12 protein-coding genes are annotated in these 14,585 nt (G+C 45.8%); 1 reads left to right on the top strand and 11 read right to left on the bottom strand.

The window, feature by feature from the left end; translation table 11 throughout:
* Positions 1-4: 4 nt before the first annotated feature.
* Both ACFSMW_RS10060 and ACFSMW_RS10055 read right to left on the bottom strand, forming a co-directional pair.
* Positions 5-1,141 (bottom strand): 2-keto-3-deoxygluconate permease, encoded by a 1,137-nt coding sequence (locus ACFSMW_RS10060; protein WP_390355295.1) that lies wholly within the window; start codon positions 1,139-1,141, stop codon positions 5-7.
* Positions 1,125-2,297 carry a glycerate kinase gene (locus ACFSMW_RS10055; protein ID WP_390355293.1) on the bottom strand — a complete coding sequence of 391 codons (1,173 nt, stop codon included), beginning with the start codon at positions 2,295-2,297 and terminating at the stop codon, positions 1,125-1,127. The genes ACFSMW_RS10060 and ACFSMW_RS10055 overlap by 17 nt, the downstream gene beginning before the upstream one ends.
* Before the next feature lie 266 nt (positions 2,298-2,563).
* Between ACFSMW_RS10055 and ACFSMW_RS10050 the strand changes: the two genes are divergently transcribed.
* Positions 2,564-3,688 carry a CdaR family transcriptional regulator gene (locus tag ACFSMW_RS10050; protein WP_390355291.1) on the top strand — a complete coding sequence of 375 codons (1,125 nt, stop codon included), beginning with the start codon at positions 2,564-2,566 and terminating at the stop codon, positions 3,686-3,688.
* A 48-nt stretch (positions 3,689-3,736) separates the two neighbouring features.
* On the opposite strand, the gene larC2 is transcribed toward ACFSMW_RS10050, so the two are convergent.
* The 9 genes from larC2 to hutU form a co-directional block, all read right to left on the bottom strand.
* A complete protein-coding gene (gene larC2 / locus ACFSMW_RS10045) occupies positions 3,737-4,204 on the bottom strand; it encodes a nickel pincer cofactor biosynthesis protein LarC2 (RefSeq protein ID WP_390355289.1) in 468 nt (155 codons plus the stop codon).
* Between the two features lie 19 nt (positions 4,205-4,223).
* On the bottom strand, positions 4,224-4,976 hold the full coding sequence (gene larB / locus ACFSMW_RS10040) for a nickel pincer cofactor biosynthesis protein LarB (RefSeq protein WP_390355287.1): 753 nt from the start codon (positions 4,974-4,976) through the stop codon (positions 4,224-4,226).
* 38 nt (positions 4,977-5,014) lie between these two features.
* A complete protein-coding gene (locus tag ACFSMW_RS10035; protein ID WP_390355285.1) occupies positions 5,015-6,289 on the bottom strand; it encodes a nickel pincer cofactor-dependent isomerase, group 22 in 1,275 nt (424 codons plus the stop codon).
* 137 nt (positions 6,290-6,426) lie between these two features.
* Positions 6,427-7,347: an AEC family transporter gene (locus ACFSMW_RS10030; RefSeq protein WP_390355283.1), complete on the bottom strand. Its 921-nt coding sequence runs from the start codon at positions 7,345-7,347 to the stop codon at positions 6,427-6,429.
* Positions 7,348-7,400: 53 nt separating this feature from the next.
* Entirely contained in the window at positions 7,401-8,309 is a 909-nt protein-coding gene (gene larC / locus ACFSMW_RS10025) for a nickel pincer cofactor biosynthesis protein LarC (protein WP_390355281.1), read from the bottom strand.
* Positions 8,310-8,426: 117 nt separating this feature from the next.
* On the bottom strand, positions 8,427-9,830 hold the full coding sequence (uxaC, locus tag ACFSMW_RS10020) for a glucuronate isomerase (protein WP_390355279.1): 1,404 nt from the start codon (positions 9,828-9,830) through the stop codon (positions 8,427-8,429).
* 424 nt (positions 9,831-10,254) lie between these two features.
* Complete coding sequence (locus tag ACFSMW_RS10015) at positions 10,255-11,568, bottom strand: YjiH family protein (RefSeq protein ID WP_390355447.1); 1,314 nt, start codon at positions 11,566-11,568, stop codon at positions 10,255-10,257.
* A gap of 31 nt (positions 11,569-11,599) precedes the next feature.
* The gene (gene hutI, locus ACFSMW_RS10010) at positions 11,600-12,892 is read right to left on the bottom strand and encodes an imidazolonepropionase (RefSeq protein WP_390355277.1); all 1,293 of its coding nucleotides are present in this window, start codon (positions 12,890-12,892) and stop codon (positions 11,600-11,602) included.
* Positions 12,889-14,571 carry a urocanate hydratase gene (gene hutU, locus ACFSMW_RS10005; protein ID WP_390355275.1) on the bottom strand — a complete coding sequence of 561 codons (1,683 nt, stop codon included), beginning with the start codon at positions 14,569-14,571 and terminating at the stop codon, positions 12,889-12,891. Before hutU ends, hutI begins: the two co-directional genes overlap by 4 nt.
* Positions 14,572-14,585 lie beyond the last annotated feature (14 nt).

Here is a 14,585-nt window from a genome sequence, read left to right as displayed (position 1 = left end):
CCAATCAATTATTTACTGCTTCAGTTGTTGTCGTGGTCGTCTCTGTCGTATCTCCTTGCAGGCCCAGGTCTTCTCTCGTTGCGATGATGCCTCTTTTGCGTTGATATTTATCCATCAAAATGACGCCAAGCGGGCAAAGCAAAGAAGTTGTGATCGTAGAAATGGAAATCTGGGCTGTCGCAATCGGGACGATATTTTGAATGGCCTCGTATTCCGAAGCGCTCATTGCACCCGATCCGACCGCCACAGCAGCGGCTGCGGCAACTGCTGCCGGGGTAGCTGCTGCATTTCCAGCTGTAGATGCTTCTGAGATGGGAGCAATAAAGCTCTTTTCTTTGAAAAGCTTGAATACGAGAATGCCCATTCCGCCTGTCAGGAAAAATGTCAATGCTGCGAGCGTCAGCCCGCCTGTCAGCACATCCGGATTGAAAAAGTTAGCCAAATTCATACCGGCGCCCAGTGCGAATGCAAAAAACGGTATCGTGATCGATTCTCCCGGTTTTAGAAACGTCCGTATTTTCGGATCCAGGTTGCCAAGCAGCATACCGATGCCGATCGGCAGCAATACAGCGATGAATGAAATCAATGGAAAAGCTGTCCCAAGTATCCCTAATGACATCAATGTGAAAAATGGACCATCGTTGATTGCCAGGATGGACAGTCCGCCGACATCCGATCTGTTGCCATATTGTCCGGTCAATGCAGCATACATGCCGCTGTTGCTGTTGGTCATACCGGCAATGATAGCAAGTGTGGACAAACCGAACAATCCGCTCATCGGATCGAAAAAGTATCCGAATGCCATGCCGATAGCCAGCCCTGTCAAATATTTGGATGAAGTTGTCAACACCCCTTTTTTCAGTGCTTTCCCTCCAACCCGCAAGTTCATCTGGCTGCCCACACAGAATAAGAACAAGGCAATGAGGACAAGCGCACTATCTTTAAACAGCTCCTGTGAAAACCCGCCAATCCTTAAGAACTCATAATACCCATCATCAGTTTTCGCCGTGCCTAAAAACTTCAACACGTCCATGACTGCCGGAATATGAAGCTGATCAATCGTGTTCAAAGTGGCGCCAAGCAGCAGCGGGACCACCATTAATCCTCCTGGAACTTTTTCCACATTATCCATTATTTTCAATCTGATAACCCCCTTGGTGGATCTTCGTCTGGTAGAAATATGTCCTGATAATTTGTTCGGCTGTAAACGCAAGCAGGTCTGAAGCGTTGGCGATCGATTCCTCAACAGACATCGGCCTGTTGGCAATAGAGTGGATACTCACAATGCTGTCCCCTATCAGCTCTGTGATCCCTTCCTCTACAGCTCCGGCAATGATTACTGTCGGCACACCATGCTTCTGTGCGGCTTCAATCACCCCCATCGGAGTTTTCCCGGAAAGGCTTTGAGAATCGATTCTGCCCTCACCGGTCACAACGATGTCCGCATCTTTCAAATGCTTGTCAAGTCTGCTGTATGACTGTACTACTTCAATCCCGCGTTTCATTTCGGAAGGGAAAAATACTTGGAAAGCACCGCCAATACCGCCAGCAGCCCCTGCCCCCGGACAATCATGCAAATAAGAACCAGTCGTGTCGGCCACCATGTCTGCCCAATGCGTAAGCCCCTGGTCCAACACTTTTACATGCGCAGCAGTGGCTCCTTTTTGCGGGCCGAATACATGTGAAGCTCCGTTTGGTCCGACAAGCGGATTTTTCACATCAGAAGCGATCAAAAAGTCGCAAGTTGGAATCCGTGCGTCAAATTCACTTAAATCAATAGCGTGGACGCGTTTTAATTCTCCGCCGCCAAAGCCGATTTCCTTGCCATCGGCATCCAGCAGCTTCGCCCCCAGCGCCTGCAGCATGCCGGCACCGCCGTCATTCGTCGCCGACCCTCCCAAACCAATGATGAATGTGGTGAATCCTTCATCAAGTGCAAGCTTGATCAATTCACCAGTTCCATAGGTAGTTGCCTCCAAAGGAGCAAGCCGGTCTTTTGCAACGTGGTCAAGCCCGGAGGCTGATGCGACTTCTATGACACATGTCTTCCCATCTCCGAGCACGCCATAGGCAGCAGATACCTGCTCTCCTAAAGGCCCTGTCACGGATACATCCCGCTTCCGGCCGTTGGTAGTGCTTACAAGGATGTCCATCGTACCTTCCCCGCCATCAGCCATTGGAAGCTGGACTGTGTCCGCTTTTGGAAAAGCATTTTTGATACCCCGGTCGACAGCTTCTGCCACTTCTTTGGCGTTCAGGCTGCCTTTGAATGAATCAGGAGCAATAATTATTTTCATTTTTGTGCACCTCTTGATAACGCTTTCTTTTTGTTATCAAAATTATAGGAAACTTGACGATATTTATCTATGGTTATACCATATGAAATAATAGTGCAGATTTTATTATTTTTTGTCTATTCCAACTAAAAAAGGATAGCGTATACATTCCAAAAAACGATAAGCATAGATTATTCCCATTAAATACCAAAATTTTTCTGCCTTTGCCTGACCCATCACTTTTATCCCCCAACTTTTGGTCATAAATCAGAAATAGAGGCGATGTCATGTTAACTGTAAAAATCGCAGATGCGATTGTCGAAGAAACTTCTTCGCGAATCAACCGGAATGTCAACATCATGGATATCAATGGCTCCATCATCGCAACCCGGGATAAAAACCGGATCGATACGATCCATCAGGGATCATTGCAAGTCTTGAAGACCGGCAAACCAGTGATCATCCATGCAGCTGAAAATGAGGTATGGGAAGGATCACAGCCCGGTATCAATTTACCGATTGTTTTCCAGGAAAAAATCATCGGCGTGATCGGCATAACGGGGGATCCGCAGGAAATGGGTGATATTGGCGAGCTTGTCAAAATGACAACAGAGCTGATGATCAATCAAGCGTTTATCGCCTCCCAGCATGAATGGAAACAGCGGATGAAGGAAATGATCACCGAACAGCTTTTGAAAAAAGAACCATCCTACAGTGATATCGAACGGGGGCTGGAATCACTCTCCTTTACGTTAAAACCGCCTTTTACTTGTTTGTTGCTGGTACATGCAGCTGATACATCTGCACACCAGACGCTTATACAAAAACTGGAAGGGATATTCGGGGCAGACAAGGCCATTGTCAGCTATATCCGTTTCAACCAGATTTTTATTGCAACAACAGGTTTTGATTCTGCGCAAATCAAAGAAAGGCTGGAGGTAATCTCCAGCACACTGAAAAGACAGGACATATCTTTTCAAATTGCTTACAGCATGCCATTTTCGAGCCTGGCAGATTTTTATCAAGCATATACGGATTGTAAACTGGCCTTAAAAATTTGTCCGCCGGAGCAGGAAATCGTTTCTTTTGCAGCAAATGAAACAGAATCGTTAATTTACCATGTGAATGAAACAATCGGAAACCGGTTCGCGAGCAAGATTTTGCAACACCTGGATGATACAAAAATAAATACACTAAATAGCCTGTTTCACTATAATCTGAACATCCAGCATACTGCCGATGCACTATTCGTCCATCGAAATACACTTATCTACCGCTTGAATAAGATCACCCGGGAAACCGGTCTTGATCCCAGGAACTTTAAGGATGCCCTTGCCCTTCAAATTGCATTGTGGATACACCACAGAACGCAATCTGAGCAGCAGCACACCGCAGCGGACAACAAAAAATGAGAAAGACAAAAGCAAAAAAGCCCGGGATCGGGCCGTCGTGCAGACGGATCAATCCAAGGCTTTCCACACTTCTTCATACACTTGTTTCAACGGGACGTGATATGTTTCAGCTATCTGCCGGCATTCTTCATACTCCGGCGCTTGCTGGACTGCTTTTCCTTCATAAAACCCACGCTTTACTGTAATTTCTCCCCATTTGGTCCCGACTTTAATAAAATCTCTTTCCGCACGGTAAACGGTCAATGGATAATACCTGATACCCAGGGTTGTCGTCTCCTCTAGTAAAATCTTTTTCATTTCCGACAGCTTTTCCTGGCTGCAAAGCAATTGCAGCATGATACCCGGCCGGTTCTTCTTCATGTAAATCGGCGCATAAAAAACATCATTTGCGCCGGAAGCGAACAATAACTCCATTACATAACCCAACCACTCCCCTGGGGTATCATCCAGGTTCACTTCCATTTTCACCATATCCTCGTCGGTATGTGCATAGCTTGGTGGATGTTTATCTGTCATAGCTGATGCCTCTTTTCGTTCATTGTGGTGCATTGGCATTACGGGCAATGCGGTCAATCATGACTGCATTGTACGCAGCCCCGAATCCATTGTCAATATTGACCACACTGATTCCTGATGCACAGGAATTAAGCATCGTCAACAGCGCAGATAACCCATGGAAATTGGCACCGTAGCCGACACTTGTCGGTACTGCGATTACAGGATGGGAAACAAGACCGCCAACAACACTGGCAAGCGCGCCTTCCATACCCGCGATGACAACAGACACGGAGGCATTCCGGATCCCATCGATATTATTAAATAAACGATGGATGCCAGCGACCCCCACATCATAAAACCGGCACACTTGACTGCCGAAAGCTTCCGCAGTCAATGCCGCTTCTTCGGCAACTTTCATGTCAGAAGTGCCAGCAGATACGATGGCAATATAGCTCCCGTTTTCATTTTCCCGGGGCTTTTGCCGGCTGTACAGCAGCTCCGCTGTTTCATTATATATCAGCTCCGGAAAACGTCCTTGAATCACGGCAGCCTTATCTCGCGCAACACGTGTCGCAAGAATATCACTGCCTTCTGTTTGAATCGATTGAATGATCTGCTCGATTTGATCTGCTGACTTGCCTTCTCCGAAAATGACTTCAGGAAAACCCTGGCGTTTTTTGCGATGATGATCTATTTTTGCAAAACCCAGTTCTTCATATGTAGCAAGCTGGGCCATCGCTTCTGCTACGCTCATATTCCCTGCCTGTACTTGCTTCAATATTTCTTCCATTTCTCTCATCCTATCCACCCTGCATTATATATCGCAAATTAATATAGATTGTCATCTTTGTCAAATGCCAGCTCATACAGTTCTGACGCTTGCTGCATATTTGCATGTTCTTTTACATGTTCCAGCAATGCTTCTGAAACCGCAATCTCACTGATTTGCAATGTGTTTTTGATACGGACCATTTTCACTTGATGGAAGTCGAGAATATTGCATGTTTTAATCGCAGCCTGGATGGCCATTTTATCATTCGGCATCGCGGTGGAAATATGTGTCGGCCCCACGACAGTCGATGTCAAACCATTGGCATACGTCGCTTCCCTGTCCATTTTATCGACAAGGCGCTGTGTCGTGAAGTCGGCTGTCCCGACTCCGTTCGCGTTACCCTCGGTCTCATCGGTCAAATCCAGTACTGCCATCTTTGTGACCTCTGGGCCTCCATATGCGTATGGCGTTGGATATCGTCCGGTAATGTTGGGATCCATGCCATCTCCGCTGATATTTTTCCCGATCTGGTCAATGATCAATACATCGATCTGATCGAAGAACAGTTTTGGCAGCATCTTCTTGGAAAGCTCCTGCAGTGCCGTTTCTTTTTCCATATTGTCAATCTCATCATTGGTCAGCACTTGCACTTTGGCAATCTTATCATAAGCGTTTTCCACAGTGGCGACGCCAAACAGGATCGGCATCTTTTTCAGGGCTACCTTTGCCATCGCCGGCACATATTCGGCCATATGTTTGAATCCAAGCTGATGGCAGGCCTCAGCGCCTTTTTGTTTGCCAAGTCCGATGCTGATCATCTTCATGATTCCGCTCTCTACCGGCCCGCGGAATGCAGTGTGCGGCTTGATACGGTTAATGACAACGATGCCATCCGCCTCTGAAGCAATTTTATCAATGTAAACGGGAAGACCGTTTTCAAGCTCGCCAATCTTGATGACCTCCATGGAGGAGCGAATTTCCGCGTGGACGCTTTCCTCTGTAACCCCCAGATGCTTCAGAACGTCCTTTTGCCCAGGAGCGGTTGCTCCGCCATGGCTTCCCATACAAGGGACGATAAATGGTTTTGCACCCAAATCTTGTAAAAATTTTACAGTGACCGCCGTCAACTCAGGCAGTCTGTCCAGTCCCCGGCTGCCGACAGCTACAGCGATTTCCATGCCAGGTTTAACAGAGGCTTTGACATCTTCTCTATCCAATTCCTTGTACAATGCAGTACTTAAATCATCAATCTGCTCGCTGGAAAATGTTTGTTTAACCTTGGCCATTTTCGGCAGCGGAATGTCTTGTACCAGTTCCTGAAGAATTCCCATCCCTTTCACGCTCCTTGTGTATATTGTTAGTTATATCGAATCCAAAGACTGGATACTTTAGCCGCGCTCTATTCAAATAATACTGCAAAGAACCCTCACACTTTTGTACGAAAATCACCCTTGGCAAAAGCGACACTTTACAAGAACAATCTGGCAAAATATATTGTCAAGGTGACGGTGATGCTGCTGATGAGCGTAGAAAATAAAACGATTTGGGCTGCCAATGCAGGATGGTTATCGTATTCCTGCGCAATCACTGAACTGTTTACGGAGGTCGGCATAGCTGATGCAATCAACAAAGCCTGTGCAATGACGCCCTCCATGCCAAACAGCTTGATAATCACGAAGGCAATGATCGGACCACCCATTAGTCTTAGCAATAAGCTGTAAGTTACTTTTGACAGTCCGGCAGTCAACCGCAAATTCGCCACTTGCGCTCCCAGAGTCAGTAATGCGACTGAAATCATTCCTTCTGCAATATAGTTTGCGGGTACCCAGATAAATTCCGGCAGCGGTACGTCCAGGACATTACAAAGAATACCAGCAAGCAACGCATATAGAACTGGCATCCGGAAATACCCCAGCAGCGCCTTCAGTTTACCGATTTCCGCTGACTGCAAGGAGAAAATGCCATACGAAAACAAAAAGATATTTTGTAAAGTCAGCATAATCACCTGCACTGACATGGCAACAGGGTCACTTTTGAATACAAGGTCATTGACCGGAACGCCATAATTTCCGGAGTTGAAAAACATGACACTGTTTGAAAAAGTAATTTTCTCTTTCTTATCCAAGTGCTGATATCTCGCGACCGGTATGGATAATACATACAATAAGACAACAAGCAAGATGAAAAAAAGAAATATACTGCCGAACAGCTGCATCGATATTTGCGTACTGTACAGCTTGACAAAAATAAATCCCGGCACGAAAAAATAGATGTTCATTTTGGCCAACGTCTGCACATTCAAAGCGAACTTCTTTTCCAGCACAAAGCCGATTCCCATGATGACGAAAATAGGCAGGATAATGTTTTTTAAAATGATCAAAATTTCCATCTTGTAAACCCCTCAGGCTGGCATTGCAGCATAAAGCATAGCAGGCAATGTCATCACTCGCCGATGACCACACGCAATACGTTCGGATGGTTCGGGAACGTTTTGGTCCCCGCTCCATACCCGATGGCCTCGACTTTCATTGTCGGGAAATTTTCAAATGTTTCTGTCATGACAGCCACAATGCCTGCCCCCGTCGGCGTAGTAAGCTCCGATTTCAGCTCACTTTTCTGAATCGGTACCCCTCTTAAAATCTCCAGGGTAGCCGGAGCCGGAACAGGATAAACGCCATGATCAATATAGATTTTCCCTGAGCCGACTGGTACCGCGGCTGATTTGACGGATGCAATACCAAGCTGGTCAAGTAAGATTGCTGTGCCGACAATGTCAATAATGGAATCGACCGCACCAACTTCATGAAAATGGACCTGATCCAATTCCATGCCATGAATCCGCCCTTCAGCCTCACCAATTTTCTTGAAGATTTTCAATGCGGCATTTTTTACACCATCGGAAAAGTCTGCTGTTTCAATCATCTTCACGATATCCTTATAAGAACGGTGCGCATGACTATGTCCATGATCATGCCCATGATGATGGTGATGGTGCCCGTGCGCCGGCTCCTTGTCTTCCTGTTCCTGATGATGTGCATGTGCTTCATGCGCCTCATGATCATGGTGGTGTGCATGTGCACCGTGGTTCTCCTGAGCATACGTATGGTCGTCTAAATGAGAATGCCCCGAATGATCGTGATTCTCTTCCTCATTCTTCAACACAACATCGAATTTCGTACTTGTAATACCATTTTTAACTACTTTTTTCATGTTCAGTTCATACTCGTCTGTGATGGCAAGTTTTCGCAGCTCTGTTTTAAGATGTTCAAAATCTCCGCCTGCATCCAGTAATGCACCAATCATCATATCTCCGCTAATTCCCGAAAAACAATCCAAATACAATGTCTTCAAAATGGGCAGCTCCCTTCCTGTTATGTGTCACTTCCAACTATGATGGCAAGCGTACCCGCCGCTTAGACTGGGAGTGCATATCACTTGATGCAATAAAGACAATGTTCTTTCCTTCTCTTATTGCAAATTGAAATAATGTTTAGCATTATCATAACAAATATTTTTCACATATGTTTCAAGCAAGTCCATATCCTTTGGAATTTTCTTTTCTTCTACCCAGGTCCCGAGAAAATTGCATAAGATCCTGCGGAAATAATCATGTCTTGAAAAAGATAAAAAACTCCGGGAATCAGTCAGCATACCGATGAAATTGCTAATGAGCCCGATATTCGCGAGGATTTTCATCTGGTTTTCCATACCATCAATCGAATCATTGAACCACCATGCTGTTCCAAACTGGACCTTGCCTGCAACCTCCGCATTTTGGTAATTGCCCGCCATTGCTGCCAGTACATGATAGTCCTTGGAATTCAGACTGTACAAAACCGTTTTCGGCAATTTTTCCTTTGCCTCCAAAGCATCGAGAAATCGGGATAATTTATTTGCGAGCAATGAATCGCCAATGGCATCATAACCACTGTCAGGTCCAAGCTTTGCGAACATACGCGTATTGTTATTCCGCAACGCGCCAAGATGTAATTGCATTGCCCAACCCTTATCCGCATACATTTCCCCAAGCGCGAGCAACAACTGCGTTTTGAATTTGTTTACTTCTTTTTCACTTAGCAGCTCTCCCTGCAAACGTTTTTGGAAAATCGCGTTCAGCTCAACGGCAGTAGCTTCTTCGTAAAACATGACCCCGATACTGTGATCCGAGCTCCTGCATCCTATTTCCGAAAAGAATGCTACGCGGCTTTCTAATGCTTGCAGCAGCTTGTCATACGTGTCAACTTTGTCCCCTGTACATTGCTCCAGCTTCTCAATCCAAGATGGAAAATTTGCTTTTTCAATCGCAATCGCTTGATCCGGGCGGAATGAAGGAGATACCTGAATGTTGAAACCCTTCTCCTTCGCCAATTGTTGGTGTGCCAGAAGATCGTCTGTCGGATCATCTGTCGTACCTATAAACACGACATTTTCTTTATCCAGAATGGATCTGACAGACAATTTTGGCGTGCGCAGCTGTCTGTTTGCCTCTTCATAAATGGCTGGCGCACTTTTTTCATTCAGTAATTCGTCAATACCGAAATACCTCTGCAATTCTATATGTGTCCAATGGTAAAGCGGATTTCCGAATGTATGCGGAACTGTCCTAGCCCATGCCTTGAATTTCTCTTCACTCGATTTGCTTCCGGTAATATATGCTTCCTCCACACCGTTTGCACGCATCGCCCGCCATTTATAATGGTCGCCGCCAAGCCAGATTTCCGTTAAGTTATCATACTGTTTATCTGCTAATATCTCATGCTGGTTCAAATGATTATGGTAGTCTATGATAGGCTGCTTCTTAGCAACATGATGGAACAAATCTTGTGCCGTGTCGTTATAAAGCAGAAAATCATCCGTTATAAAAGTCTTCATCTTTTTACCACCTCAACTATTTATTTTAATTAACTAATGTACAGTTACGACAGAAAGCTGTTGATAGCGCAAAGCGCAAGGGCTCACCAGCCGCCCACGGAAAGCGCAGTGTTTTTCCAAAGCGGATCCCCAGTTGAATACAACAGTTAACTGAACGTTTACCAATATGCATTGAGACGTCTTTCTTGCTAGCTTGCGAAATTTGAATTATTTATAATTTGGCTAGTAAACAAACAAACTAAACCTAACATCATCATAATTGCAAACGCTTTAATTTTCAAGCGCTTTCGCTGTTACATGTATAAAAAACATAAAGCGTATGGGACGGAAAACTATCTTCCAAGTGCTACGCAGACCAGCACACCAAAGGGCAGCCTTGTAAAGAGAGCTGCCCTTCGACTCAACCAATACCTGTCATTGTCCGCTACAACAGCAGATAGGCAATTGGAGTTACGATCACAATTGTCAATATCGTTCGCTCCACCCAAATTACTAATAGTTGAGGAATGCTGATTGGAATGTCTGTTGATAAAATACATGGCACCAAAGCTGAGAAAAAGATAATCGCGGATACAGATAATACAGCAATGACAAATTTTGTAACCAGTGAAGCACTCGTGACTAATAGTGCCGGCAAAAACATTTCCGCAATCTCAATGGCCGATGCCTTTGCAGCGAGCAGTGGCTCTGGCAAATGGACAAGCCATGTGAAAGGTAAGAAAATATACCCAAGTATATCAAAGAAAGGCGTATACGTTGCCAGCACCAGACCAAGTAAGCCGACCGATAAAATCGATGGTAAAATAGCACCTGTCATAATCAGGCCGTCCTTTAAATTCACCCCGATGTTTTTTAAGATAGGCAAAGCATTGTCTGCTGCGTCCATACCCTGTCTCCAGGCTTCACGTAGGCGGTTGCTTTTTACAATAACTTCCGGCTTCCCTTTTCCAGCGTAATATTCTTTACTGATCTTATTCAATGGCCACATACGAACTGTGATGGCTGTCACGAAAAATGTCACCACCAATGTCACCCAAAAATACGTATTCCAAATGTCCATTATTCCCAGTGTTTTTGCGACAACAATCATGAATGTTGCCGATACGGTTGAAAAACCGGTAGCAATTATGGCGGCTTCCTGCTTCGTATACATCCCTTCTTTATATACTTTGTTCGTGATTAACAAGCCAATCGAATAACTGCCGACAAATGATGCAACAGCATCGACAGCTGAACGGCCTGGTGTTTTCCATACCGGCCGCATGATCGGCTGGACAAGGACACCGATAAATTCCAGCAGGCCGTACCCGACGAGCAGTGCCAGGAATATGGCGCCAATTGGTACTAATACACCAACAGAAGTGACCAGACTATTAAAAAGAAATGGCCCCATATCCGGATCAAACAGCCATGCCGGTCCAAAATCAAATACAAGCATAAAGGCGACAATCATGCCAATCAACTTGAATATAGACAGTCCGATATTCACTGCATCTTTATTCCATGACTTGTTGATGAAAGGATATACTGCGCCGAAAATAATCACCAGTAAAATATAGTAAGGGATAACAGAAGGCACTGTATGCTGCACAAAAGTGACGATATGATCCAATAGTATAGTCGATTCTCCGTTTATCTTGATGGGGATAAAAAAAGTGAATGCGCCAATTGCGCTAAAGAACACGAATTTGGCAATATTTTTTCCGCTTGCATTCTTTTGCTTTTCTTCTATCATCATTGCCTGTGGATTTTCCATAGCAATCCCTCCATCATTTCGATGTGGTCCCAACACCTTCTTGCAATTGTTTGTGCTGTACAACAACATGGCCATTTTTAATGACGGTATCAATATGGTTCATGCCGTATTGATAGGAGAGCATATAATAATTCGGAACATCGAATATAGCGATATCGGCTCGCTTGCCAGCTTCAAGACTGCCGATTTCATGTGCTTTACCAATGGCATGCGCTGCGTTAATTGTTGCAGCCACCAGCACTTCCTCCGGTGTCATGCCCATTTTCAAACAGCCAAGGTTCATGATAAACTGCAAGGATAATGTTGGAGAAGAACCTGGATTGGCATCAGTCGACAGCGCGACGGCTACACCTTGATCAATCATCCTCCTTGCTTTTGCGAAATCTGCCATCAGGAAGAATGCCGTTCCGGGCAGCAGCACGCCAATGACATTATTTTCCGCCATTTGCTCGATACCTTTATCCGAAGCGCGCAGCAAATGATCTGCAGAAATGGCTCCTACTTCGGCTGCCAGTTCTGCTCCGCCATATGGTTCAATTTCATCGGCATGGATTTTGGCTCGCAAACCATGACGCTCCCCGGCAAGCAAAATCGCTTTAGATTGCTCCGGTGTAAAAACTCCCCGTTCGCAAAATACATCATTAAATTCCGCAAGCTTTTTCTCTGCAACGACTGGAATCATTTCCTCAGCCACACGCTGCACAAAATGATCCGCATCTTCTCCTGACGGTACGGCATGTGCGCCCATGAACGTAGAAACAATATCAATTGGATGGTCACTGTTTAATTGCCTGGCAACCTCCAGCTGCTTGCATTCATGTTCCAGCGACAGCCCATATCCGCTTTTCGCTTCAATTGTCGTAACCCCATATTGCAAAAATGTATCCAGGCGCTGTTTCGATTCTTGATACAGCTGTTCAAAAGTAGCCGCTCTTGTTGCCTCAGTTGTTGCGTGAATCCCGCCCCCTGCATTCATAATTTCCATATAGGTCTTCCCCTGCAGCCGCATGGCATATTCATTTTCCCGTGTGCCAGCGTGAACCAGATGCGTATGCGGGTCGATTAGTCCAGGTGTGACAATTTTTCCTGTGGCGTCAATCATTTTTGCCTCAGCTATTGTTTCCTTATAATCCCTTACCATTTGTTCATGGGGGCCAAGCGCCGTTATTTTACCGTTTTCGATAAGTAAGCTGCCATCTGTGAGAAGGCCTAATTCCTGCATGCCCTGCTTTTTGGCAGGCTCTTCTGTATGTCCATCGATTGTAATTAACTGGGATGCATGTGCGATAAATAATTTTTCTGTCATTTATTGATATCTCCTTTGTCTTGCAACATGGGGATATGAACCCCTTTGCTCTCGGCTGTCTCCTTTGCTTTGGCGTATCCTGCATCAACATGCCGGACGATTCCCATTCCCGGATCCGTTGTCAGCACCCTTTCCAGACGCTTTTCAGCTTCCTTGGTACCATCTGCAACAATCACCATTCCGGCATGAATCGAGTAGCCCATACCAACTCCGCCGCCATGGTGTACACTCACCCAGCTGGCACCGCCCACACTATTGATCAGTGCATTCAGTATGGGCCAATCTGCAACGGCATCGCTTCCATCCTTCATTCCTTCGGTTTCACGATTCGGTGAAGCAACGGAACCTGAATCAAGATGGTCACGTCCAATGACAATTGGTGCTTTGATTTCCCCCTTAGCTACCATTTCATTAATGATTTTTCCAAATCTAGCCCGCTCTCCATATCCCAGCCAGCAAATCCTGGATGGCAGCCCCTGGAATTGCACTTTCTCTCTGGCCATACGGATCCATTTGCAAAGTGCTTCATTATCGCTGAATTCCTTTAAGATGACTTCATCCGTTTTGTAAATATCCTCCGGATCACCAGAAAGCGCTACCCAGCGAAATGGTCCTTTTCCTTCACAAAACTGCGGACGGATATATGCTGGAACAAAGCCTGGAAAATCAAACGCATTCTCTACACCTTCGTCCTTGGCCACCTGGCGGATATTATTCCCATAATCAAATGTGATGGCAGATTTCCTCTGCATCTCCAGCATCGCCTGTACATGCAGAGCGATACTTTGTTTGGAAAGGCGGACGTATTTTTCCGGATCGTCCCCCCGCAATTTTTCTGATTCTTCCAGGGATAAGCTGGCCGGCACATACCCATTGAGTGGATCATGTGCAGACGTCTGATCTGTCAGCACATCCGGTATAAACCCTTTTTCAAGCATTTTGGGCAGGATTTCCGCCGCATTTCCCAGCAAGCCAATCGATAATGGTCTGCCTGCATTGCGGGCATCTTTTGCCAGTCGGATTGCTTCATCCAGAGTGTCCGCACGGGTATCCAAATATTTTGTTTCCAGACGACGGTCAATACGATGCGGATCCACTTCAATCGCTATACAGACCCCCTCGTTCAAGGTGACCGCCAAAGGCTGGGCACCTCCCATGCCTCCCAGCCCCGCTGTTAACGTGATAGTACCTTTCAGACTGCCAGCAAAATGCTGCCGTGCACATTCCGCAAACGTTTCATAGGTTCCTTGCAAAATCCCTTGACTGCCAATATAAATCCAACTGCCTGCCGTCATTTGGCCGTACATCATCAGACCTTTTCGATCCAATTCATGAAAATGCTCCCAATTGGCCCATTCCGGTACAAGATTGGAATTGGCAATGAGCACTCTTGGTGCGTCTGCATGTGTTTGAAAGACGGCTACTGGTTTTCCTGATTGAATCAGTAAAGTTTCGTCATTCTCCAGGCGTTTCAGTTCGTTGACAATCGCTTCGTAACAATCCCAATTTCTAGCCGCCTTGCCAATCCCGCCATACACTACCAATGCATCCGGATTTTCCGCAACATCCGGGTGGAGGTTATTGTTCAACATACGTAATGCCGCCTCCTGCAGCCAGCCTTTTGTGTGCAGATCGGTCCCCCTGTACTGCGCAACCTTGTCCTTTGCAATCATTGTCATGAAAAAGCCTCCCC

Origin of the sequence: Tigheibacillus halophilus (assembly GCF_042683165.1) — a bacterium.
GTDB classification, from domain to species: domain Bacteria; phylum Bacillota; class Bacilli; order Bacillales; family Amphibacillaceae; genus Tigheibacillus; species Tigheibacillus halophilus.
The sequence above is the reverse complement of the archived record's forward strand: the minus strand, read 5'-3'. Positions and strand labels throughout refer to the sequence as shown.

Excerpts from the sequence above, each read along its gene's own strand:
- larC2 (WP_390355289.1), bottom strand. The coding sequence starts at position 4,204 with ATGACAGATAAACATCCACCAAGCTATGCACATACCGACGAGGATATG.
- ACFSMW_RS10055 (WP_390355293.1), bottom strand. The coding sequence starts at position 2,297 with ATGAAAATAATTATTGCTCCTGATTCATTCAAAGGCAGCCTGAACGCC.
- larB (WP_390355287.1), bottom strand. The coding sequence starts at position 4,976 with ATGGAAGAAATATTGAAGCAAGTACAGGCAGGGAATATGAGCGTAGCA.
- uxaC (WP_390355279.1), bottom strand. The coding sequence starts at position 9,830 with ATGAAGACTTTTATAACGGATGATTTTCTGCTTTATAACGACACGGCA.
- hutU (WP_390355275.1), bottom strand. The coding sequence starts at position 14,571 with ATGACAATGATTGCAAAGGACAAGGTTGCGCAGTACAGGGGGACCGAT.
- ACFSMW_RS10050 (WP_390355291.1), top strand. The coding sequence starts at position 2,564 with ATGTTAACTGTAAAAATCGCAGATGCGATTGTCGAAGAAACTTCTTCG.
- ACFSMW_RS10030 (WP_390355283.1), bottom strand. The coding sequence starts at position 7,347 with ATGGAAATTTTGATCATTTTAAAAAACATTATCCTGCCTATTTTCGTC.
- hutI (WP_390355277.1), bottom strand. The coding sequence starts at position 12,892 with ATGACAGAAAAATTATTTATCGCACATGCATCCCAGTTAATTACAATC.
- ACFSMW_RS10035 (WP_390355285.1), bottom strand. The coding sequence starts at position 6,289 with ATGGGAATTCTTCAGGAACTGGTACAAGACATTCCGCTGCCGAAAATG.
- ACFSMW_RS10015 (WP_390355447.1), bottom strand. The coding sequence starts at position 11,568 with ATGATGATAGAAGAAAAGCAAAAGAATGCAAGCGGAAAAAATATTGCC.